The 21988-nt window shown below is 45.6% G+C and carries 17 protein-coding genes and 1 riboswitch; of the genes, 7 read left to right on the forward strand and 10 right to left on the reverse strand.

Features of this window, described 5'->3' with window-relative positions; all coding sequences use genetic code 11:
* The coding region (gene nagB, locus Q0R52_RS22570; RefSeq protein WP_295798885.1) for a glucosamine-6-phosphate deaminase at positions 1 to 1677 on the reverse strand (1677 nt) is incomplete at its 3' end.
* Positions 1678 to 1852: 175 nt separating this feature from the next.
* On the opposite strand from nagB, the gene Q0R52_RS22575 reads away from it, so the two are divergent.
* Together Q0R52_RS22575 and Q0R52_RS22580 are read left to right on the forward strand one after the other, a co-directional pair.
* The gene (locus Q0R52_RS22575) at positions 1853 to 3046 is read left to right on the forward strand and encodes an anhydro-N-acetylmuramic acid kinase (protein ID WP_295798888.1); all 1194 of its coding nucleotides are present in this window, start codon (positions 1853 to 1855) and stop codon (positions 3044 to 3046) included.
* Between the two features lie 170 nt (positions 3047 to 3216).
* Complete coding sequence (locus tag Q0R52_RS22580; RefSeq protein ID WP_295798891.1) at positions 3217 to 4734, forward strand: carboxypeptidase; 1518 nt, start codon at positions 3217 to 3219, stop codon at positions 4732 to 4734.
* Positions 4735 to 4831: 97 nt separating this feature from the next.
* Here Q0R52_RS22580 and Q0R52_RS22585 read toward each other — a convergent pair whose 3' ends face one another.
* The 7 genes from Q0R52_RS22585 to Q0R52_RS22615 form a co-directional block, all read right to left on the reverse strand.
* On the reverse strand, positions 4832 to 5905 hold the full coding sequence (locus Q0R52_RS22585; RefSeq protein ID WP_295798893.1) for a DUF6515 family protein: 1074 nt from the start codon (positions 5903 to 5905) through the stop codon (positions 4832 to 4834).
* 535 nt (positions 5906 to 6440) lie between these two features.
* Complete coding sequence (locus tag Q0R52_RS22590; protein WP_295798896.1) at positions 6441 to 7010, reverse strand: thiamine pyrophosphokinase; 570 nt, start codon at positions 7008 to 7010, stop codon at positions 6441 to 6443.
* Between the two features lie 84 nt (positions 7011 to 7094).
* Positions 7095 to 7721: a thiamine phosphate synthase gene (locus tag Q0R52_RS22595; RefSeq protein WP_295798901.1), complete on the reverse strand. Its 627-nt coding sequence runs from the start codon at positions 7719 to 7721 to the stop codon at positions 7095 to 7097.
* Between the two features lie 131 nt (positions 7722 to 7852).
* Positions 7853 to 9559 (reverse strand): alkaline phosphatase PafA, encoded by a 1707-nt coding sequence (gene pafA, locus Q0R52_RS22600; protein WP_295798904.1) that lies wholly within the window; start codon positions 9557 to 9559, stop codon positions 7853 to 7855.
* An 81-nt stretch (positions 9560 to 9640) separates the two neighbouring features.
* Positions 9641 to 10750, reverse strand: coding sequence for an acyl-CoA dehydrogenase (locus Q0R52_RS22605; protein ID WP_295798907.1), 1110 nt, complete (start codon positions 10748 to 10750; stop codon positions 9641 to 9643).
* Positions 10751 to 10752: 2 nt separating this feature from the next.
* Positions 10753 to 11382 carry a nicotinamide riboside transporter PnuC gene (gene pnuC / locus Q0R52_RS22610; protein ID WP_295798910.1) on the reverse strand — a complete coding sequence of 210 codons (630 nt, stop codon included), beginning with the start codon at positions 11380 to 11382 and terminating at the stop codon, positions 10753 to 10755.
* 125 nt (positions 11383 to 11507) lie between these two features.
* A complete protein-coding gene (locus Q0R52_RS22615) occupies positions 11508 to 13901 on the reverse strand; it encodes a TonB-dependent receptor (RefSeq protein WP_366520935.1) in 2394 nt (797 codons plus the stop codon).
* Between the two features lie 56 nt (positions 13902 to 13957).
* A riboswitch (TPP riboswitch) is annotated at positions 13958 to 14134 on the reverse strand.
* Between the two features lie 148 nt (positions 14135 to 14282).
* Here Q0R52_RS22615 and aspS point away from each other — a divergent pair.
* From aspS to Q0R52_RS22630, 4 genes are all read left to right on the forward strand, one after another.
* Positions 14283 to 16028, forward strand: a complete 1746-nt coding sequence (gene aspS / locus Q0R52_RS22620; protein ID WP_295798913.1) for an aspartate--tRNA ligase — start codon at positions 14283 to 14285, stop codon at positions 16026 to 16028.
* A 51-nt stretch (positions 16029 to 16079) separates the two neighbouring features.
* Positions 16080 to 16274: a hypothetical protein gene (locus Q0R52_RS22625; protein WP_295798916.1), complete on the forward strand. Its 195-nt coding sequence runs from the start codon at positions 16080 to 16082 to the stop codon at positions 16272 to 16274.
* Positions 16271 to 16540, forward strand: a complete 270-nt coding sequence (locus Q0R52_RS29385; RefSeq protein WP_366520936.1) for a type II toxin-antitoxin system RelE/ParE family toxin — start codon at positions 16271 to 16273, stop codon at positions 16538 to 16540. Before Q0R52_RS22625 ends, Q0R52_RS29385 begins: the two co-directional genes overlap by 4 nt.
* Before the next feature lie 86 nt (positions 16541 to 16626).
* Positions 16627 to 17934, forward strand: coding sequence for an amidohydrolase (locus tag Q0R52_RS22630; protein ID WP_295798917.1), 1308 nt, complete (start codon positions 16627 to 16629; stop codon positions 17932 to 17934).
* A 78-nt stretch (positions 17935 to 18012) separates the two neighbouring features.
* Here Q0R52_RS22630 and Q0R52_RS22635 read toward each other — a convergent pair whose 3' ends face one another.
* The gene (locus Q0R52_RS22635; protein ID WP_295798922.1) at positions 18013 to 19539 is read right to left on the reverse strand and encodes a redoxin domain-containing protein; all 1527 of its coding nucleotides are present in this window, start codon (positions 19537 to 19539) and stop codon (positions 18013 to 18015) included.
* Between the two features lie 236 nt (positions 19540 to 19775).
* Between Q0R52_RS22635 and hflX the strand changes: the two genes are divergently transcribed.
* Positions 19776 to 20960 carry a GTPase HflX gene (hflX, locus tag Q0R52_RS22640; protein ID WP_252793655.1) on the forward strand — a complete coding sequence of 395 codons (1185 nt, stop codon included), beginning with the start codon at positions 19776 to 19778 and terminating at the stop codon, positions 20958 to 20960.
* 151 nt (positions 20961 to 21111) lie between these two features.
* On the opposite strand, the gene Q0R52_RS22645 is transcribed toward hflX, so the two are convergent.
* Entirely contained in the window at positions 21112 to 21906 is a 795-nt protein-coding gene (locus tag Q0R52_RS22645) for an undecaprenyl-diphosphate phosphatase (RefSeq protein WP_252793654.1), read from the reverse strand.
* Positions 21907 to 21988 lie beyond the last annotated feature (82 nt).

Here is a 21988-nt window from a genome sequence, read left to right on the forward strand (position 1 = left end):
CCAGGCACCGCGGTACATCCACAGCCAGCAGTCTTTTACCCAGTCCTCTGTTTTTTGCAGTTCTTTCAAGGCACCTAATATGATGTTGAAACAAACCAGGTGGGTGCCGTTCGGGTCGGCAAAGTCGCCGGCGGCAAATATCTGGTGGGGTTTTACCTTGTTGAGCAGTTCGATGGTTAGCTTGATGTCTTTCTCGCCTGCGGTATTCTTTTTTATTTTGCCGGTTTCGTAAAACGGCAGGGCCATAAAGTGGATATGGTCGTCTTCCAGCCCAGCATACCTTGCACCTGAGATGGCTTCCGTTTTGCGGATAAACCCTTTTACATCCCTGATCTCCTGGGTGTCTATCTGGTTTGGTTTCTTGGTGGGCATAAAGGCACGCATGTCTTCATACACTTTTTTCAATTTGGTATTGTCGTCGCCTATGCTTTGGTTAAAGTCAATAGCAAATTCAACAAAGCGCAATACATCATCATCCCATACAGCGGTATTGCCCGATGTCTGGTAAGCTACATGCACATCATGCCCCTGGTCAACAAGCCTGATAAATGTTCCACCCATCGAGATCACATCATCATCCGGGTGTGGTGAAAAAATGATGGAACGTTTCCTTGCAGGTTCTGCCCGTTCCGGTCGTTGGCTGTCGTCCGCGTCAGGTTTGCCGCCCGGCCAGCCGGTGATGGTGTGCTGCAGCTGGTTAAAAATATCGATGTTGATGTTATAAACCGGGCCCTGTTCAACGGCCAGTTGGGCCATGCCGTGGTTATTGTAGTCTTCTTCGGTAAGTTTCAGTATCGGTTTGCCAAGGTTATCGGCCAGCCAGATAACGGCTTTCTTTTTCAGGCTGTTTTCCCAAACGCAGTCTTTTACCAGCCATGGGGTATTGAACCTTGTTAATGAACTTGCCGCCGGTGCATCCAGAACAAACTCTACATTATCCGATAGCTGCAGGTAAGTAGCCGGCACCTCGCCCGACATTTCGCCTTCTACCGCTTTTTTGATGATCGGCGCTTTTTTCAGGCTCCAGGCCATCAGGATGATTTCCCTTGCTTTGAAGATGGTGCCAATACCCATGGTAATGGCTTTGGTCGGCACATTCTGCTTCCCACCGAAGTCTCTTGACGCATCATTACGGGTCAGGTCATCAAGCGTTACCAATCGCGTACCCGAGTTTGGCGCTGATCCCGGCTCGTTGAAGCCGATATGGCCGGTACGGCCTATACCCAGTATCTGCAGATCCAGTCCGCCCAGCGCGGTTATCTTTTTTTCGTATTCCAGGCAAAAACCCGCAACGGCATCCAGGTCCAGTGTACCATCGGGGATGTGCACATTCTTTTTATCGATATCAACATGGTTGAACAGGTTTTCGTTCATGAACGTTACATAGCTCTGTGCGGCATTGGGCTGCATGGGGTAGTACTCGTCCAAATTAAAAGTGATCACGTTTTTGAAGGTCAGGCCTTCCTGCTGGTGCAGGCGAACAAGTTCGGCATAAACGTTAATCGGTGTTACGCCGGTGGCAAGGCCAAGCACTGTTTTTTCACCTTTTTCGGTCTTGCTTTTGATCAGCTTTGCTATCCGCTGTGCTACCGCTACCGACGCTTCCTGCTGGTTGTCGTACACCGTTACCGGCAGCTTCTCATAACGTGTCTCTTCTAATAAATTTAATCGGGCCATTTTGGGTTGGTTGTGTGGGTTCATAAGTAGTTAGCCGTAACCGTGGATGTCCCCGTGCTAAAAACTAACTGTATCCGTTAAAATATTGGTTTAAGCAAATATATCAGATATGTCGGGAATGTTGAATTATAATTTAACTATTGTGCAGGCTTAAATATTTACCTAATTTAACCCCATGTTAGCCCTCAATAACAACCTGCAAAAGCTTGTAAACATCGCCCAAAATGAAGAGAAGCTCTGCATCGGCTTAATGTCGGGCACCTCGCTGGATGGGTTGGATATTGCTTTGTGCCGTTTTACCGGTAATGGCCTGAAAACCCAATTTTCGCTGGTTAATTTTACTACTATCCCTTATGCCGATAGCTTTAAAAAGGAAGTGCAGCAGGTTTTCGCGAAAAAGGATGCCAGCCTCGAAAAGGTTTGCTTGCTCAACGCTTATATCGGCAGCTTTCATGGTGAGCTGATTTTGGAGGCACTTGCCGAATGGAAAATAAACCCAACCGAAATTGACTTTATAGCCAGCCACGGGCAAACCATTTATCATGCGCCAAAACGGCTTCACCAGCTAAAAGATTATCCAAACGCCACCCTGCAAATTGGCGACGGCGACCACCTCGCGGTAAAAACCGGTGTATTAACCATAAGCGATTTCAGGCAAAAACATATTGCAGCAGGCGGCGAAGGCGCACCGCTGGCTTTATATGGCGATGTCCTTTTGGGCAGCAAACCCGGCGAGAACCGCATACTGCTTAACATAGGCGGCATTGCCAACCTGACCTGGCTGCCCGCCGATGGAAATTATGCTAATGTTTTGTGTACTGATATTGGCCCTGGTAACACATTGATAGATGCAGCTTGCCGTAAATACTATAACCTACCTTACGATAAAGATTCGAAAATTGCCCTGTCGGGCAATGTAAATGAGCCTTTGTTAAACGCATTGCTTGGCCACCTGTTTTTTAGTGAAGCTGCGCCGAAAACAACAGGCCCAGAGTTATTTGGAATGGCTTATATAGATGAAGCACAGCAAAAATCGAGCACAACATCCATCCCAAACGAGGACTTGGTATGCACCCTAAGCGAATTTACCGCTCAATCGATAATTCAATTTACCCAACAAACCTTCAAGGCTGATGATATCAAAATATTCACCAGCGGCGGTGGCGCACGCAACCCTTACATTATCAATCAGCTTAAAAAGAAATTGCCAACCAGTGTAGTTAAGGATACCGCCGAACTGGGTATAAACCCGGATGCCAAAGAAGCTATCCTTTTTGCCCTGCTTGGTAATGAGGCTTTGTGTGGTGAGCCCATTGCCATTGGTAATAACCCGGATGTTTTGATGGGTAAGTTTAGTTTCCCGTTATAAAAACCCAAAATAACGGCATTCCGCTATTGTATTTTTACAAAACTCCACCTGCTTAGTGTATTTAACCCGTTGCAAAAGCACAATTAAAAAGGTAGTATTGTAAACTTTACCAGCAAATGCAGTAAAGAACGAGTATTAACTGACATCCCGACCGCTTATCAATTCAAAAGATGAAAAAACAATTCATTGCTTTTGCAGCCCTTTGCTGCGGAATCACCACAACTTTCGCACAGGAAGCAGCACCACCAAAAAACACTAACCCAATTACAAAAAGTCGCATTTTAAATGTCGATTCGGCCGTGGTTACCAAGCACCAGGTAACCATAAAAGGCAAAGTAGTGCCGTATACCGCAACTGCCGGTAGCATGCCCGTTTGGGATGCAGATGGCCGCCCGGTTGCAGGTGTATTTTATACCTATTATGAAAGGGACGACGTTACCGACCGCTCAACCCGTCCGTTAGTAATATCATTCAACGGTGGCCCCGGTACGCCATCGGTTTGGATGGAAATAGGTTATACCGGTCCGCGTTTGCTTAACATTGACAATGAGGGCTACCCCGTTCAGCCATATGGCATGCGCGATAACGCCAATTCGATATTGGACATTGCCGACATTGTTTACCTCGACCCGGTTAATACCGGCTACTCGCGTATAGTTGACAAAGGTACACCTGGCTCCAAATTTTTTGGCGTTAACGAAGACGTAAAATACCTGGCCGAGTGGATAAGTACTTTTGTTACCCGCAAAAACCGCTGGGCTTCGCCTAAATTTTTGATTGGCGAAAGCTACGGAACAGTAAGAGCCTCTGGCCTGGCCCTTGAATTGCAGGATGCACAATGGATGTACCTGAATGGCGTGGTTTTAGTATCGCCAACTGATTTGGGTATCGAGCGGAGCGGCCCTGTACAAGCGGCCCTTAAGATCCCTTATTTTGCTGCCACAGCCTGGTACCACAAGGCCCTTGCAGCCGATTTGCAGCAAAAAGATATCACCGCATTTTTGCCCGAAGTTGAAAGCTTTACCATTAACGAACTGATACCTGCACTATCGCGTGGCGGATTTATTGATGATGCCCAGCGCACCGCCATGGCCGCCAAAATGGCAAAATACACAGGGATATCTGAAAAAGTAATTATTGACAACAACCTCGATGTATCATACGAGTTGTTCTGGAAAGAATTGCTGCGAGACAAAGGCTTTACCGTAGGGCGCCTTGATTCGCGTTACAGGGGAATAGACAGGCAAACAAGCGGCACCAGTCCTGATTATAACGCTGAGTTGGTGTCGTGGCTGCATTCTTTTACACCGGCCATCAACATCTACATGCGCAATGAGCTGAATTATAAAACCGATATTAAATACAACATGTTCGGCAGCGTATGGCCGTGGGATGATAAAAACAACCACGTTGGCGAAAACCTGCGCCAGGCAATGGCGCAAAACCCATACCTGCACCTGTTGATCCAATCGGGCTATTATGATGGCGCCTGCGACTATTTTAATGCCAAATACAGCATGTGGCAACTTGACCCAAGCGGCAAACTTAAAGACCGCCTGAAATGGGAAGGTTACCAAAGCGGGCACATGTTATACCTTCGTAAAGACGATATCCCGGTAGCTACTGAAAATCTTCGGAAATTCATTTCTGAATCGGTACCAAAACCGGGTACACCTGCGAAATATTAAATGCGTTAGACGCAATACTTTGCGTCTAACGCATTTAATTATATAAAAAAGCCGCCCCTCTAAATCAGGGGCGGCTTTTTTATATCTAATTCAACAATTAGTTTTGCTGATCGGGCTGCTCATCTGATGGTAAGCCTACAACTTTATAAGTCTTGTTGCCATTGGTATCGGCTTCCTCTTTATAGTAAACTCCATCCGGAGATACCCACAGCTTGTCGCCGTTAACTTTTATCTTCCTGCAATCAGGAGGCAGTTGGGTTACAATGTCACCCATTTGCGGGCCTTGCGGCTGGTCGTCCTGTATGTTGTTGCCGCTCGCTGTATTTAGCTCGCCATCTTTACCTGCAACCTGGTAAACTACTGTGCCATCGTCTTTCGTAACGGGCTGATAGTATACGCCATTCAACTCATAGTATTGCTGACCGTTAATTACAATCGACTGTGCTTTTTCAGGTAATTCCTTTACCTCGGCGCCAATTGGCGGCTCAACTACGGTGTATTGACTGTTGTCATATTGATAAAACAAACCATCGCTGTAGTAGTATTGGAAATCGCCATAGTAAAATGGATAATACCCGTAAGGCAATTCGCCTATTGCAAAGCCAAGACGTGGCAGATAGTATGAGTTATAATACCCATGGTAGTAATGGTTGTAATTATGATTACCCCAGTAACCGCCATTGCCGTAGCCAATACGCGGAGAACTGCGGTAGGTATAACCGTTACCGGTTGCAGGTCTGTGGGTAGCATCGTAAGTACGCGGTGCATAACCATAATTGCCACGTGCACCAACTGCAGGGCGCTGACCATAGTTATAACCGGGGCGCGGTGCAACGCCTACACGCTGCGAAGTATTTGGACGGGCGTAACCCTGCTGGCCATTGTTGCTGCCATTATTATATGATTGCCTTGGCGCAACAGACGATGGCCTCGAAACGCCAACATTGCTGCTACTTTGCTGCGGCGCCCTGCTATAAGAAGGGGGCGAAGACGGCGCGCTGCTAACCGAAGGCCTTGATGATGAGCCGCTGCTGCTGCTACCACCGCCTCCCCCGCCACCGCCACCACCACTGGTTGATGGCCTGTGCTGGGCGCTTGCAGGTATTGCTAAAAACGCACATACCAGTGTGCCTAAAGCTGTGTTTAAAACATTTTTATATATCGCTTTCATGATGAAATATTGTTATTTGAAAATCTTTGATATCGGTTTTGGCCGGTATGTAAAGTATAGACTAAAATTTTGTTAAACGGTTTAATCGGTAATAAATTATTTTTTTGTAATAATAGTCAAAAAACAAGCCAGTTTTTTAATGAAGCGGGATTATTACAAACAGCTTTTAACCGGGGAGTTATTATAGGGCTATTGATGTAAATATACGTAGTTTTTAGCAGAAACGATACATTGTGCAAATGCTCGTTTTTAAATGCGCCTTTAGGTGCAAAACGTCGGTAGGAAAATTGGTTCTGAAATGTATCAGCGTGCCGTCAGGTACGCAACATTCGCGAGGTGGCGTACCTGACGGCACGCTAAAATTAATATTCCATTTTTCTACCGACGTTGAACCCCGCTGGGGTTCTCTAAACTTAATACCATTGGTACGCCGGGTATTGGACAGCGTAATATGAATCGCTCGCCTGTACTCGTTTTTAAAGAGGCATCGGCTCGTATTGTATGCCGGGTTGAAACCCGGCATACAAATCCACCATCACAGTTCCTCTGCAATAAATAAAAACGGAGCATCAAACCGAAGGCTGAAAAGGCCATCTTTTACCGTTTTGTATCGATTTTCACCAAGTTTTTCAAGGCCGATGATTTCAAGGTTTTTAACGTCACCCAATATCTCAACAATATCGCCGGCGGGTTTCCATTTGCTAAAACCCGGGCTTACCGGGAATATCTTTTTACCATTATTAAAAACCACGATGTTTATTTGCGCGGCGTAAGGCTCATAGTCGCTTAAATTCAGCTCGTCGGTAACGATATTTACCGATGGATATTCATACGCTGTTAAGTGTTTTAAGGCTGCCTCGGCCAGGTTGTGGTTATTCGCCGACATCAGCTTTACATCCGATTGTTCAATCTCATCAATCCCATCAGCAATTATCCAGTCGATTTTAATTCCGTACGAGTTTAGTTTTTCGGCAGTTAGCGGCGTGGTAATTACGGTCGGGCTCCATTCCAGCAGTTGCCCAAGCAGTTCATCGTCAAAGCCGTCAAGCCCCAGCACCAGCAGTGCAGGCTCCTGTTTTTCGCGAACGATGTGGTGGGAAGACATGGATTGGTTGATTAAGTTAAATTGTTGATTGGGTTGAATCAGTTGCCTAAAATCATGTTAATCAAATATAATCCTTAAATCGTGTTAATATATTTTCTTATGAAATTCCTTAAATGCTCTGCCCGCATCAGCAGCCATATTAATAGCCGCCGAAACAGCTACCCCATATACCCCTGTTTTTAAAAGTGGCCCCACGTCTTCAATGTTTATTCCTCCAACGGCAATAACCGGTATTTTTATTTCAGGGTGCTTCGCCAGTTCGCGGTAACCTTCAAAACCAAGAAGCGGGCTATTATTTGGTTTGGTGTTGGTAAGCGCAAAGGGACCATATCCGCAGTAATCAACCACGCCGGTATTTTGTACAGCCCGCAGGCGGGTTATATTAGTTGCCGATGCCCCAAGTGTTTTATCATTGCCAATAGCTTTGCGGATGGCTTTTAAATCAGCATCAAAATCTTCAATATGTACACCTTGTGCATCTACTTTATTAAGCAGGTGATAATGGTTGGTTAATATAAGCGTAGTACCCCATTCGTCACAATACGCAGCAATCTCATTAATTTCTTCAATTAATTCATCATCCGGCTTGGTTAAGCAGCGGTATTGTAACCAGTTTGCCCCGGCCTCGCAGGCAATAATAGCTTGCTTTAAGTGGCTCCGGCTGCGCAAATCCTGCGTTAAATAATGGAACTTAGAAATGTATTTTTTCATGTATGAGAAAGTCCGGAAAGTCGGAAAAGACCGAAAGTCCGGAAGATATTTTTAGTTTACAAATATATGCCCCGTTTAACTCTTATTCTTTTCCGTCTTTCCGGACTTTTCTGACTTTCCCGACTTCCTCTCTACTTCAACGCCTCCGGTATCGGCTTACCAATACATCCGTTTGGTGCTTGTATATGCAATAGCGCAGCTATTGTTGCCGCGATATCTGTCATGTGCGTTTCGCGGTTCAGGTGCCCGTGCGGTATTCCCCAGCCCATAAACACCAGCGGGATGTGCGTGTCATAAGGGTTCCAGGTGCCGTGGGTGGTGCCTGTTGCGCTGCGGCTTGCATACCATCCCGGTTTTAAAATAACCTGGACCACACCACTATGCTCAACGCTGTAACCGTTTACAATACGCGCACGCAATTCTTCGGGTACGTTTGCTGTTTGTGCCTCTTTAAGGTTAATTACATACGCAACGCCGGGCACGTCCTTTAAAAACGTAATGCAATCATTTATTAGTGTGTTTTCATCCAGCTTTGCGTACTTAACTACATAGTTGTTAAAATTAACCTGGTAGTTGGTTAAGCTGATAACCATGTTCTCTATTTTATACTTGGCCGCTAAATACTGGTTCAGGTTTTTTAAAGCTACGCCATCATCCCATACGCCGGCGGGAATATTATGATCGGTTAAAAAAGTGGGGTTATGCGCTGCGCCATGATCGGCGGTTAAAAAAACAGTGTAGTTGCCTGCGCCTACCTTGGCGTCTAAATAACTAAGGAATGTACTCAAATCCCGGTCTAACTTTAAATAAGTATCCTCAATTTCAACAGAGTTTGGCCCAAATTGATGCCCTACATAATCAGTTGACGAAAAACTAACCGTCAAAAAATCAGTGACCGAATTTTGTCCCAAATTTTCATTGTTGATAGCTGCAACAGCCATGTCGAGTGTTAGGGTATTACCATAAGGGGTTGATCGTATCAAGCCCAAATTGTTTTTATATAAGCCCGATGTTTTTACAGGCAGGGTAGGCGAGGTGGTGCCTTTAAAAGCGCCCTCATAACGACTGGTAGTATCGGCTGTGCTTTGTATGTAGCTATCAATCGGATATACAGGGTTCCAATCGGCTTTTAAATAAGTTTCGGCGAGTTTTTGATCATTAAAATCTTTTACCCATTTTGGCAGGTCTTTCATGTAATAAGTGCTGGTTATCCAGTTGCCGGTCGCATCATCGAGCCAATAGGCCGCGTTGGCGGTGTGTCCTGCCGGGAAAATGCCGCCACGGTCTTTAAGCGCTATGCCAATAACTTTTGAGCGAAAATTAGTCGCCAGTCGCAATTCATCGGTAATAGTGTTTGTCATCAGGTTGCGTGGCGACATTTGGCCTGCAGTTGATGTGCTGCCCACTGTACGTACTGACGTATCTTGTGCACAATACATGGATAAGCCGGTTGCCTGTATAATGAAGTCATTCCCTGCTATGCCGTGTATAGCTGGTACAGAGCCAGTGTAGATGCAACTGTGCCCCGGGCCGGTATTGGTTGGCACGTAGTCAATTTGCGTATTTTCGCAACTAAACCCCTGGTTAAGCAGGCGCTTGAAACCGTTGTTGGTGTAACGGCTATAATAACGATAAAGGTAATCCCAACGCATTTGGTCCACAACTATACCCACTACCAATTTAGGGCGGGGAATATCAGCTGAAACGGGTGTATCCGCATAGGCCAGCGGGCGGCCAACTGCGGGGTTTATCACCATGGTTTTTTTGTGTTTTATCTGTGCCGATACAGAAAGGGCTGACAGCGCGAATATTAACAGGGGTAAATATTTAATCCTCATGTTTAAGAAATTGTTAAGCACGGCAAATATCAACAATGCAATTAAAATTCCATGTGATATTTGCGTTACGGCAATTTTAAATTAAGCGTCGAATGTGAGTAGTGCGTGCTGGCTTGCAGTGTGCAAATCGCGCCAGCTACGGTTAATCCCGGTTTCGCTCTTCGCGGCAGTTAAACCACACAAAGGATAAAGCCTGTCAACACATTCGCGACTAAAATGAGCAAGCTGCCTGCTGGTAATACTCACCTGGTACAGGATATCCTGCGGGATCGTGCCGTCAGCTTGAATAGCCGCCCACGATTGTTCAACCGTTTCAAAAAAGTCGCTCCTTATTAAATCAAGTTCGCTTTTTGCCTGGCTCAACTCATCCATCAAATACACCTTTTGCTCGTCGGTAAGTCTTGGTTGTTTTGCTTTTTCGACAAAAATATCTTCACAAAGGTCGGTAAAATGGATAGCGATACCGGATAAGTTAACAGCCAGCGTAGCCTCAGCCAGTTGCAAAAAAGGGTATTGGTATAGCGGGGCAGAAATTACCGCCGCCGCCGCGTCAATTTTAAATTGGCGGTTAAAAGGGACTTGTAGATCCTTAACTTCAAACGAATCGCTGCCCGTAGCTACCATGCCTACATATTTCCAGGCAGGCAGTATGGTTACGTCTTTTTTATCAAATATGAACGGCAGTACCAATGGTTCGCCGCTATCGGTTAAAACGGGAACGCCGTTTTTTATAATACTGCAATTAGCAGTGATGTGCGTGGCGTGATGTGCGCCGCTGGCATATTTCCAGGTGCCGTTTACGATATATCCTCCAGGTGTGATTTCGGCAGTGCCCCCAACTGCGCCGCTGCCGGCAAGGCAAACAGTTTTATTGTCAAAAACTTGTTGCGAAATTTCAGGATTGATGAACCCGCCGAACCAGCCAGCGCCGCTGCAAAGCGTAACTACCCAGCCAGTGCTGCCATCGGCCCAGCTAATGGCTTCCTGCAGGCGTACAAGTTCGGGAAAAGTAACTTGCCTTCCATTGTATACCTCGGGTACCAGCAGCTTGAACCACTTTTGCTTGTAAATTATCTCCATCTGTTCGGGGTGAAGCATACCCATTTGCTCAGCTTCGGGTGCGTTGGCACAAATTATATGTACATCCCCGGCATCAATAAATGCCGAAGGATGTTGCAAAATGTTTTTCATTTTTATTGGGTTGATAAAGATTTTTCAGCGGCCTTTTCTTTTTTCAAAATAGCCAGCCAATCGAAATAGCCAAAAATGGCCACGATAAATAAAAACAAGGTAAGCGCCGAAAACATAATAAGGTGTTTATACCATAGCAGCGGAATGGCAAACAGGTTGGAAATATTCAATAATATCCAGTTTTCCAGTTTACGTTTTGCCAGCAGCCACATCCCTGCCCAGGCCGTTGATGATACCCAGGCATCCCACACCGGCACATTCGAGGTAGTGAAGTTTTTAAGTATCACATACAGTATGCCCCAGCCGGCAAATACAATCAGCAAGGTAATTATCCATTCCCTGCGGTTTGTCCATGTGATTTTTACAGGCGCCTCACCACGCTTTTTTAACCAGTAATACCAGCCGTAAACGCTCATCACCAAATAATAAACATTCAGCGCCGACTCGGCATACAGTCCGGCTACCAGCAAAATATATATCCCGATAAAGGTGCCGGCTATCCCGGTGGGGTAAAGCCATATATTATTTACTTTCGCCAATAGCACTTCTGCCACACCTAAAAGCACAGCGGCCCATTCCCACACGGTAGTTTCGCGTACCTGTTCTAAAAAAAGTTGAATCCAGTGGTGCATAATGACGTATTAAATCAAAGGGATGTCATGCTGAGGCACAAGCCTGTCTTGAGGTTCTCGAAGGAAAGCACGCGGGCAAAGGCCTCTGCGCTCACCCTTCGAGTACCTCAGGGTGACACCGTTTTTTAAAATTTCAAATTCAGCGAAGCCAAAAAGTTAACCGGCGCCTGCGGGAAAAAGTAATTATAGTTTACCGTTTTACCGCCTTCAATATCCGGATAAGTTGCCCCGTCCGACACATATTTTTTGCTGAACACATTGTTGACCAGCAAGCCTATGCCCACATTTTTGACGCCCTTCATTTTAAAGTTGTAATTAATGCGCACATCGTTCACAAAATAGGCAGGTAGGGAGCGGGTCAGCGTTGAGGTATTATCCAAATACTGGCGGGCTACATATTTGCTGATGAAGGCAATTTCCGCATTTTTTAACGGGTGATAGCTGATGGTGCTTGCGCCAACAAAACCGGGTGAATAGGCTATATCTGATTTCTTATACTGGGTTTCGTCGGTATTGCCGGTGTCATAATTCGCCAAAAACTGGCTGAAGTTTTTTACCTTATTCTGGCTGATGGAGGCATTGGCGTACCAGGCCAGCTGCTGCGTGATCTTAACCCAGGCGTTTGCCTCGATACCTGCGCGGTAGCTATCCTTAATATTGGTACGGATAGCCTCGCCAACATCATCCAATGCGCCGGTTAGCACCAACTGGTTTTTGTAAAGCATATAAAAACCGTTGATGCCACCACCAAAAGTTGGCTGGCTAATGCGGTAACCTGCTTCAAAATCTGTTAAATGCTCGGCTTTCGGTCTGCTTAGTGGCGATGAATTTACAAAATCGCTGCGGTTAGGCTCATGGTTGCCCACGGCCACTGATGCGTAGATATTACTGTGCTGGTTAAGCTCGTAGGTAATGCCTGCCTTTGGGTTAAAAAAGTTAAGTCCAACCTGCTGCTGCACGTTGTTCAAATCCTGATCGTACCCCAAAAACGAGTAACCGATGTGGCGGTATTGCACATCGCCATATAAAATTACACTCCCTGCACGGTACTCTGCCCGACCGAAGACGTTAAAGTCGGTTTTTTTTGCATGATTGCGCGAGTATTCATAGTCAGGCGGAATGGTGGTACTTTGCTGCGTCCACTCGATGTTGTTGTAATGGTCGCCTTTATATTCATTGTAAGCGCCGCCAAGCGTTAGGTTAAAGTTTTGCTGCGGTTTATAATTAAAGTTATAAGTAGCGCCGTAAAAATAATTACTCAGCCATAAGCGCCGCACTAAATCGGTACTGGCTAATGTATCACCGCCAATAACTACAGGTTTTAAGCCATAATCAGCTACCGATGCACTGTTCTTATACTCCTCGTAATAACCGTAGCCGCGGGTATAATGCAACGCACCGCTAAAGCTGAGTTTATCGCTCAATTGCTGGTTGTAAAGCAGCTGGTAATAGTTTTGAGTATAATTATCAACCTGGTTTTTATAGTACGAATTGCTGCTATTAATATACCCCAACTCGTTATACCGGCGGTTGCCGAACTTAACGCTATCCTCGGGCACACCGTCCCAGGCCTGGTGGGTCCGCTCGTAGCCACTAAATACGTTGAGGCGCAGCACGCTTTTTTTACCATAGTAGGCGCCGCTTAAAAAGAAGGATTTTAAGGTTGATGCCGAGCGGTCGATATACCCGTCAGAGGTCATTTCTGATGCCCGGCCATCGAAACTAAACTTGCCGCCAAGCAAACCTGTGCCTAAGCTAAAGGTGTTTTTCAGCGTACCATACGAACCAGCCGAACTATTCAGTTCGGTATAAGCTGTATCGCGCCGGGTAGTGGTTTGTATATTAATGCTGGCCCCGAAAGCACCCGCGCCATTGGTGGATGTACCTACGCCGCGCTGCACCTGTATATTATCAACAGATGAGGCCAAATCTGGCAAATCCACAAAATAAACACCCTGGTCTTCGGCGTCATTCAATGGGATGCCGTTGAGGGTTACGTTAATGCGCGTAGCATCTGAACCACGGATGCGGATGCTGGTATAACCCACACCGGCACCTGCGTTTGACGTAACTACGGTTGACGGTGTTTGCTCCAACAGGTATTCAAAGCCGCGGCCGGAATTGTTTTTGGCGATATCTTCCTTTTTTAAATTGGTGTAAGCCGTAGGCGATGTAGCCGAAGCCCGGGTGGCGCTAACGGTAACTTCTTCGGTTAATGTTGTTGCCGGCTGCAATGCAAAATCACTTACAACATTTGTAGTTAATTCGATTTTTTTTGTGCTTGATTGATAGCCGATAAATGATACCGTTAAAGCATAACTGCCGTTTTTAAGGTTATCGATGTGGTATCGGCCATTGGCATTAGCGATAGTTTTTTCGGTGGAGTTTGCCAACGCGATGGTGGCGCCGGGCAGTGCTTCGCCGGTTTGTTGGTTGGTGATTTTCCCCGAAACGGAGAATTGGGCCGCGGCCATGACAGGCAGCAGCAGGGCGATAACCGTCGCAAATAAATTTTTCAAAATGATTAATAAATAAATTAGTTAAACCATCTCCGTATCAGGGCGACTACGCAGTACACTTAACTTGTTACCTCTCCCTACGCCGGCATTACCCGGATCAGGTGTATGTGGGGAGTCGTTTGTCTCACGACTTGAACTCCTCACAACGGGTTTGATCTCAGCCTGTCTTTCAGTTTGGTGAAATACGCTGCAGCATATTCCTCGACCAAAGCAAGGCACCCCTTGAGAATTATCTGGCAAATATAGTCCGAAAGTCGGGAAAGTCAGTAAAGACGGGAAGATTTATTGATTTTTTTGACTATTAAGGCACTTTCGGTCTTCCGGACTTTCGGACTTTCCGACTAAAACCCTTACTTTTGCAGACTTTTTAAAAACACAATTATGCTCAGAACACACACTTGCGGCGAATTAACTATCAGTAATTTAGGTGAAACGGTTACTTTATGCGGTTGGGTGCAAAAATCACGCGACCTTGGCGGAACAACTTTTATAGATGTTCGCGACCGTTATGGTTTAACCCAGCTGGTTTTTAACACCGATAGTGATGATGCCCTGCGCGAATTGAGCCGCAGCCTTGGCCGCGAGTTTGTAATAAAAGTTACCGGTAAGGTACTGGAGCGCACCAGCAAAAACCCCAAAATGGCCACCGGCGATATTGAAATTGGTGTTACCAATATCGAAATATTAAACGCGGCTAAAATTCCGCCGTTTATGATTGAGGACGAAACTGACGGCGGTGAAGAGCTGCGCGCCAAATACCGCTACCTGGATTTGCGCCGTAACCCTATACGCAACAACCTGATGCTGCGCCACAAAATGGCCCAGGAAACCCGTAAATATTTAGACGGCCTTGACTTTATCGAGGTGGAAACCCCGGTATTAATTAAATCGACCCCGGAAGGCGCACGCGATTTTGTCGTGCCAAGCCGCATGAACCCAGGTGAGTTTTATGCTTTGCCACAGTCGCCGCAAACTTTTAAGCAGTTGCTGATGGTGAGCGGGTTCGACCGCTATTTCCAGATAGTAAAATGTTTCCGCGATGAGGATTTGCGCGCCGACCGCCAGCCTGAATTTACCCAGATTGACTGCGAGATGGCGTTCATCACCCAGGAAGATATTTTAAATATATTCGAGGGCCTTACCCGTCACTTATTTAAAAATGTTAAAGGGTATGATCTGCCCGAAGTGCCACGCATGCAATATGCTGATGCCATGCGCCTGTATGGTTCTGATAAACCGGATATCCGTTTCGGGATGGAGTTTGTAGAGCTGAACGACGTGGTTAAAGGTAAAGGTTTTGGTGTTTTCGATAACGCCGAACTGGTTGTAGGTATCAACGCAAAAGGCTGTGCCGACTATACCCGCAAGCAACTGGACGAGCTTACCGAATGGCTTAAACGGCCGCAAATTGGCGTAACCGGCATGATTTACTGCCGCTATAATACCGATGGCACACTGAAGTCATCAGTAGATAAATTTTATAACGAAGACGAATTAACCAACTGGGCAGCTGCATTTGATGCTGAACCGGGCGACTTGATACTGGTTTTAGCCGGCCAAACCGACAAAGTACGCAAGCAACTAAATGAACTGCGCCTTGAAATGGGTACACGCCTTGGCCTGCGCGATAAAAATACGTTTGCTGCCCTTTGGGTACTTGATTTCCCGCTGTTGGAGTGGGACGAAGAAACCGGCCGCTACCACGCCATGCACCACCCGTTCACCTCGCCAAAACCAGAGGATATTGCGATGCTCGACACCGCACCGGGCGAAGTACGCGCCAATGCATACGATATGGTTATTAACGGCACAGAAGTTGGTGGCGGCTCTATCCGTATCCATGACAGGGCCTTGCAATCATTAATGTTCAAGCACCTGGGCTTTTCGCCTGAAGAAGCGCAAAAACAATTCGGCTTTTTAATGGATGCCTTTGAATATGGCGCACCGCCGCATGGTGGTATAGCTTTCGGCTTCGACAGGTTGTGCTCTATTTTTGCAGGATTGGACTCAATTCGCGACGTAATAGCCTTCCCTAAAAATAATTCAGGCCGCGATGTGATGATTGATACCCCATCAACCATTGCCGAAGCGCAAATGAATGAGTTGAAGATAAAGACGGTGCTATAGGTTGGTTTGAATTATTGGAATTCTGTAACTTGATTTAGTATATTTGTCTATATGGAGTCTGCAATATTATCGGGCAAATCAAAAAAAGATATTCAGCTATTGATTACTCTTGCTGAAAAGATGGGGATCAAGGGCAAATTTCTCACCAAGGATGATTTGGAAGATTTTGGTATGGCTAAGGCCATTACCGAAGGCAAAACCGGAGAGTTTGTTGATACTGATGAATTTTTGAAATCATTAAAATGATCGTAAGGATCGATAAAAGCTTTCAAAAAGATACAAGCAAAATCAATGACGCGAAAACAAAGGCCGCAATAGTTGAGGTAATAAATAACATACAGGCCGCCACCGATATCTCGGCAATAAATAAGCTTAAAAAAATAGTTGGGTACAAAAACATGTATCGAATCCGCTTGGGTGATTTTCGCATTGGACTTGAATACACCGAATCAAACGAAATAATTCTTATTCGATTTCTACACCGAAAGGAGATTTATAAAAGGTGGCCATAATTACTTGCCTGCCTTATCCTTAAATCCAAAAATCTGTTTAATCCCGGTTCAGACATTTTTTTTATATTAGAGGAAAATCCCTCTGTATGAAAAAATTATACCTGTTCATTCTTTTCGCTTATTCCCTGCCGGCAATTGCACAGGTAAATCCTTATAAAGATGCTGTGGCAAAAAAAGCCGATGCGCTGCTAAGCAAAACCATAGCCTGGCGACGTGATTTTCACGAGCATCCCGAGTTGGGTAACCGAGAAGTGCGCACAGCGGGTATTATAGCTAAACATTTGCAATCGCTGGGGATTGAAGTACAAACAGGTGTAGCAAATACCGGTGTCGTGGGAATTTTAAAAGGTGGTAAGCCCGGGCCGGTTGTGGCATTACGTGCCGATATGGACGCGCTGCCGGTAACAGAACGCACCGCTGTGCCTTTTGCATCAAAGATAAAAACCATGTACAACGGGGCCGAAGTTGGCGTGATGCATGCCTGCGGCCATGACTCACATATGGCAATTTTGATGACGGTTGCCGAAATTCTGTCATCCATGAAAAGCGAGTTGCATGGCACCGTGAAATTTATTTTTCAACCCGCCGAAGAAGGACTGCCGGCTGGAGAAAAGGGCGGAGCAGAGGAAATGGTTAAGCAGGGTGTAATGGAAAACCCGCACGTTGATGCCGTTTTTGGCTTACATATTCAATCGTACCAGCCTGCCGGTACGATATCCTACCGGCCGGGCCCTGATATGGCAGCTGTAAACCCGATGAAGATAGTGGTAAAAGGCAGGTCGGCACATGGCGCTTACCCATGGTCGAGCGTTGACCCGATAGTGGTTTCGGCACAGATCATCAACAGCCTGCAAACCATTGTTAGCCGTAACCTGCAGATAACGCGTAATGGAGCGGTCGTTACAATTGGCGCTATCAATGGCGGAAACAGGTCTAACATTATTCCAGAGACAGTAACAATGCTGGGTACTGTGCGGACTTTAAATGACGATGATGAAAAAATGATCATTGAAAGAGTAAAGACCATTGTAACCAAAACTGCCGAAGCCGCCGGGGCTACCGCCGAGGTCACCATCCCATATGAGCACCATTATCCGATAACGTATAACGACCCGGCATTGGTTGCACGGATGTTGCCCACATTGCAAGCCACTGCAGGAGCGGATAATGTTATCCTGCGCAATGCCGAAACCGGTGCCGAAGACTTTAGCTTTTACGAGCAAAAGGCGCCGGGAATATTTATCCATCTTGGGGGGCTTCCAAAAGGCGGCGACCCTGTTACCGCCCCGGCGCATCATACCCCTGATTTTTTTATCGATGAAAGCGGGTTTAGTCTTGGAGTTAAGGCATTGTGTAATTTAACGTTGGATTATATGGCGGGGGCGAAAAAATAAAGAATAACCGTTCTCACAAGCTGCAAAGCCGGTCATTTTCGAATGTTGCAACAACGCTCCTATGGCCTGGTAAAAGTATTAGTTGCCAGCGTGCTGATCGTTATGCAATAATGAAGATATCATCAATTCCAACGTTCGGTGATTGGTGTTGTCAATACGAAAACCTTTAAAAACGATCTTCCCGTCTTTATCGATCAAGAAGTTCTCGGGCTCACTGTCTACACCATAGCTTTTTTTGGCAAACTCCCGTGTACCGCGTAAAGGAATAAATGAATATTTGGTGTTTTTCATAATGGGGAGCACATACGGGTCTTGCTCAGGAAATACGTTGATCCCAACATATACCACATCCTTATTTTTTAATTTATCAATCACCGCCTGGAAGTGCGGAAATTCAGCTCTGCAGGGGCTACAAGCAGGAAACCAGAATGTAAGTAATACAACTTTACCCTTCAAATCTTTCAAATTTAGCTTCCCGGTGCTGGTATAAAGGCCCAAATCAAACGGATAGGCGGCAACCGCGGTGTTAGCCCTGATAGTTTCAATGTCTTTTACAACTTGCTGCTCAATTTTACCCATTTTTCCGCCATACAAGTTAAGCGCTGTATAAATTTGATCGGTGGGTGTTTTGGCGAATTTTGTAGCGAGGCTGTCGTAAGCGGCTTTAACATCACCGGCATTATCGCGCAAAACAGCTTTCTTCAATGTTATAAAGTCGTCAAGGTGATTAAGCTTCGGAAGTATTACCCGATCCAGCGTAGAAACGGCCTCTCTATAGTTTTGAGTCTGTTCCAATTTATTGACCTGTATTAGCGATTCAGCAACTTGTTTCCTAAGTTTCCAATCTCCATTCCCATCCATTTCATTCGCTAACTTCAATGCCTTTTCCGGGTCTGTTTGCAGATAGGCATCAGCTAACCCTGTCATTCCGGAGGCCGACCAGTTATATTTTTGCGGGGGATATAATTTCCGAAGCTCTTCGAAATAGTTAATCTTGTCATTAATATCTGTAGCCCTTTCTGCTAACCAGTATAACACGTAGGCGCCATTTTCGTCCGCTGGGAAGCGCCTTATAAAGTCAAAAGCTTTTTGCTTATATACATCCGGATCGCCATCATCAAAAGACGTCAAATATTCCAGGGCATAACTGGCATTTGAAGGCTCTGCAAGCATCGCCTTTCTTTTATATTCAGTCGACAGATCTTTCTGCCCCCGCGTAAATGCATCCCCGGAAAGCATCGACCATATTTTAGCATTTTTAGGCTCCAGGTCGGCAACTTTCAGCAAAAACTCCCTTGCCTGCGGCATTTCAGCATTATAATAAGCTGTACCAATTGACAACGGAATGACGACCTTGTTTGGGTATTCCTTTATCCACGCCCTGTATTGATCTGCCACTTGCGTGGTGCCCAGGCCCATCGCGTATATAAAAGCTTTGTGCGCTTTCAGGCTATCAAAATTGGCAACAACATACTTCCTTGCTTTTGTTATCTCTTCAGGAGATGCCGGGCCCATCCGGACAGGCCTTTGGGCAAAAAGCTGCCCGGAGATACATACTATGAGTAACCAAATTGCAAATGCGGCAGAGTTTAGGTTGTTTTTCATTAATGGATGTTTTTATATAAATAGCGAATAACGGTTATTTGTTGCACATATAAGCAAATTAGTGATTGCCTGATGGTGTGGTGAGCGATTAAAGGCACACTATTTTCGGCTTTACCGTATCCGTAGCGTCGCTGACGCGAGCCTTGTGAAGTGAAATTGCCGTATTCTTCTGCAAAAAAGTCTGAATACCTGCCATTTTACTATATTGGCATCGGGATTGTTAAATCATTTACCTAATGAAGCAAAAATTTTATGATACTGCTGTGAAGCAGGAACGGGCAGTGCTGGTGGGCGTACTAACGGCACACGAAACCGACGAGCAGGGAAAGGAATATTTAGACGAACTGGAGTTTCTTGTTGCAACGGCCGGGGCCGAAACCGTAAAACGTTTTAACCAAAAGCTGTCGCAGCCTGATAGGAAAACCTATGTTGGCTCGGGCAGGCTGGAAGACATCAAGGCCTTTGTAATTGAAGAAGAGATTGACATGGTGGTGTTCGACGATGAACTTACCCCATCTCAACTGCGTAATATTGAAAACGAACTACAGGTAAAAATCCTCGACCGTAATAACCTGATACTGGATATTTTCGCAAATCGTGCCCAAACGGCACAAGCTAAAGCGCAAGTAGAACTTGCGCAATTGCAATACCTGTTACCCCGCCTGACCCGCCTATGGACGCACCTTGAGCGCCAGAAGGGTGGTATTGGTATGCGCGGTCCGGGTGAGTCGCAAATTGAAACAGACAGGCGTTTAATCCTCAATAAAATATCGCTGTTAAAAGACAGGTTAAAGCTGATAGATAAGCAAAACGAAACCCAGCGCAAAAACCGTACGCAGATGATACGCGTGGCATTAGTGGGTTATACTAACGTGGGCAAGTCGACCATCATGAACATGATTTCCAAATCGGAAGTGTTTGCTGAGAATAAGCTGTTTGCCACGCTGGATACCACGGTGCGCAAGGTGGTGATTGAAAACGTGCCTTTCCTGTTATCAGATACGGTTGGGTTTATCCGCAAACTGCCCCACCAACTGGTTGAGTGTTTTAAGTCGACATTGGATGAAGTTCGCGAAGCAGATATTTTGGTACATGTAGTTGATATATCGCACCATAATTTTGAGGATCAGATACGCACAGTAAACGAAACTTTAAAAGATATTGGTGCTATCGACAAAAAAGTAATTACTGTTTTTAATAAGATCGACGCCTTTCAGCCAGAAATTCACCAAATAGAAGATACCGAAGGCCCTTTAACGCTGCACGATTTTAAAAATAGCTGGATGGCTAAAAACAACAGCCCGGCAATATTTATATCAGCTACAAAAAAGGAAAATATAGATGAGTTTCGGGCACTGTTGTACGAAGAGGTAAAAGCGATACATACCGCGAGGTATCCGTATGACCATCTTCTATACTAAACAAATGTCATTTTTTTCATTGCAAGCGAGGAACGAGCGCGGCAATCGCGAACTATACAGAGCGGATAGAAAGGTATGAAACCTGCATAGCGGTATGCACGGCGTGCGGTTGCCACGCTGCGCTCGCAATGACAGGATTTTTAAAATGTTATTAGATCGTTTTTAAATCGTGCCCGCTTAGTATCAAACCGATAATTATAGCACCCAGCACAATACGGTACCAGCCGAAAAGTTTAAAGCCGCGTTTCTCTAAAAAGGTAATAAAGGTTTTAATAGCCAGCATGGCGATTACAAACGCAATAATATTACCTATCGCCAAAAATTTAATTTCTTCGCCCGTAAAAACGTGGCCTTCTTTATGAAAATCCCAGAGTTTTTTGGCGGTTGCTGCAAACATGGTTGGCACAGCCAAAAAGAACGAAAACTCGGCAGCGGCAGTGCGTGTTAGTTTTTGCGACATACCGCCCACGATGGTTGCAGCAGAGCGCGAGGTACCCGGAATCATGGCCAGGCATTGAAAAAAACCAATTTTGAGGGCAGTGCCATAGCTGATATCCTTTTCTTCGGTTACAGTTGGTTTGTTAAACCATTTATCGACAAATAACAAGATTATCCCGCCCAAAAACATGGTGATACCCACTGTTAAAGCACTTTCCAGCAAGTTGTCAATTTTCTTACTGAACAGAACGCCGAATATTGCAGCCGGTATAAAGGCCACAAAGAGCTTGTAGTAAAAGTTCAACGATTTGAAAAACCTTTTATAATACAGCACAACAACCGAAAGGATGGCGCCAAGCTGTATGGCAATGGTAAATAGCTTTACGAATGGGTCGGAAGCAATGTCCATCACCGACGAGGCGATGATCATGTGCCCGGTTGACGATACGGGCAAAAACTCTGTTATCCCTTCAATTATGGCAAGGATGATGACATGGATAATGTTCATGGTGGGGTAGATTGGTGTATTAAGTTGATTGAGTTAGATTAAGTTGATTCAGTTTCCAGGTCGACTAACTTAATCAACCATT

The sequence above is a fragment of the Mucilaginibacter sp. genome, from assembly GCF_025359345.1.
Lineage (GTDB): Bacteria > Bacteroidota > Bacteroidia > Sphingobacteriales > Sphingobacteriaceae > Mucilaginibacter.

Excerpts from the sequence above, each read along its gene's own strand:
- Q0R52_RS22585 (WP_295798893.1), bottom strand. The coding sequence starts at position 5,905 with ATGAAAGCGATATATAAAAATGTTTTAAACACAGCTTTAGGCACACTG.
- Q0R52_RS22575 (WP_295798888.1), top strand. The coding sequence starts at position 1,853 with ATGTTAGCCCTCAATAACAACCTGCAAAAGCTTGTAAACATCGCCCAA.
- aspS (WP_295798913.1), top strand. The coding sequence starts at position 14,283 with ATGCTCAGAACACACACTTGCGGCGAATTAACTATCAGTAATTTAGGT.
- Q0R52_RS22605 (WP_295798907.1), bottom strand. The coding sequence starts at position 10,750 with ATGAAAAACATTTTGCAACATCCTTCGGCATTTATTGATGCCGGGGAT.
- hflX (WP_252793655.1), top strand. The coding sequence starts at position 19,776 with ATGAAGCAAAAATTTTATGATACTGCTGTGAAGCAGGAACGGGCAGTG.
- pafA (WP_295798904.1), bottom strand. The coding sequence starts at position 9,559 with ATGAGGATTAAATATTTACCCCTGTTAATATTCGCGCTGTCAGCCCTT.
- Q0R52_RS22580 (WP_295798891.1), top strand. The coding sequence starts at position 3,217 with ATGAAAAAACAATTCATTGCTTTTGCAGCCCTTTGCTGCGGAATCACC.
- Q0R52_RS29385 (WP_366520936.1), top strand. The coding sequence starts at position 16,271 with ATGATCGTAAGGATCGATAAAAGCTTTCAAAAAGATACAAGCAAAATC.
- Q0R52_RS22590 (WP_295798896.1), bottom strand. The coding sequence starts at position 7,010 with ATGTCTTCCCACCACATCGTTCGCGAAAAACAGGAGCCTGCACTGCTG.
- Q0R52_RS22645 (WP_252793654.1), bottom strand. The coding sequence starts at position 21,906 with ATGAACATTATCCATGTCATCATCCTTGCCATAATTGAAGGGATAACA.
- Q0R52_RS22625 (WP_295798916.1), top strand. The coding sequence starts at position 16,080 with ATGGAGTCTGCAATATTATCGGGCAAATCAAAAAAAGATATTCAGCTA.
- pnuC (WP_295798910.1), bottom strand. The coding sequence starts at position 11,382 with ATGCACCACTGGATTCAACTTTTTTTAGAACAGGTACGCGAAACTACC.
- Q0R52_RS22635 (WP_295798922.1), bottom strand. The coding sequence starts at position 19,539 with ATGAAAAACAACCTAAACTCTGCCGCATTTGCAATTTGGTTACTCATA.
- Q0R52_RS22630 (WP_295798917.1), top strand. The coding sequence starts at position 16,627 with ATGAAAAAATTATACCTGTTCATTCTTTTCGCTTATTCCCTGCCGGCA.
- Q0R52_RS22595 (WP_295798901.1), bottom strand. The coding sequence starts at position 7,721 with ATGAAAAAATACATTTCTAAGTTCCATTATTTAACGCAGGATTTGCGC.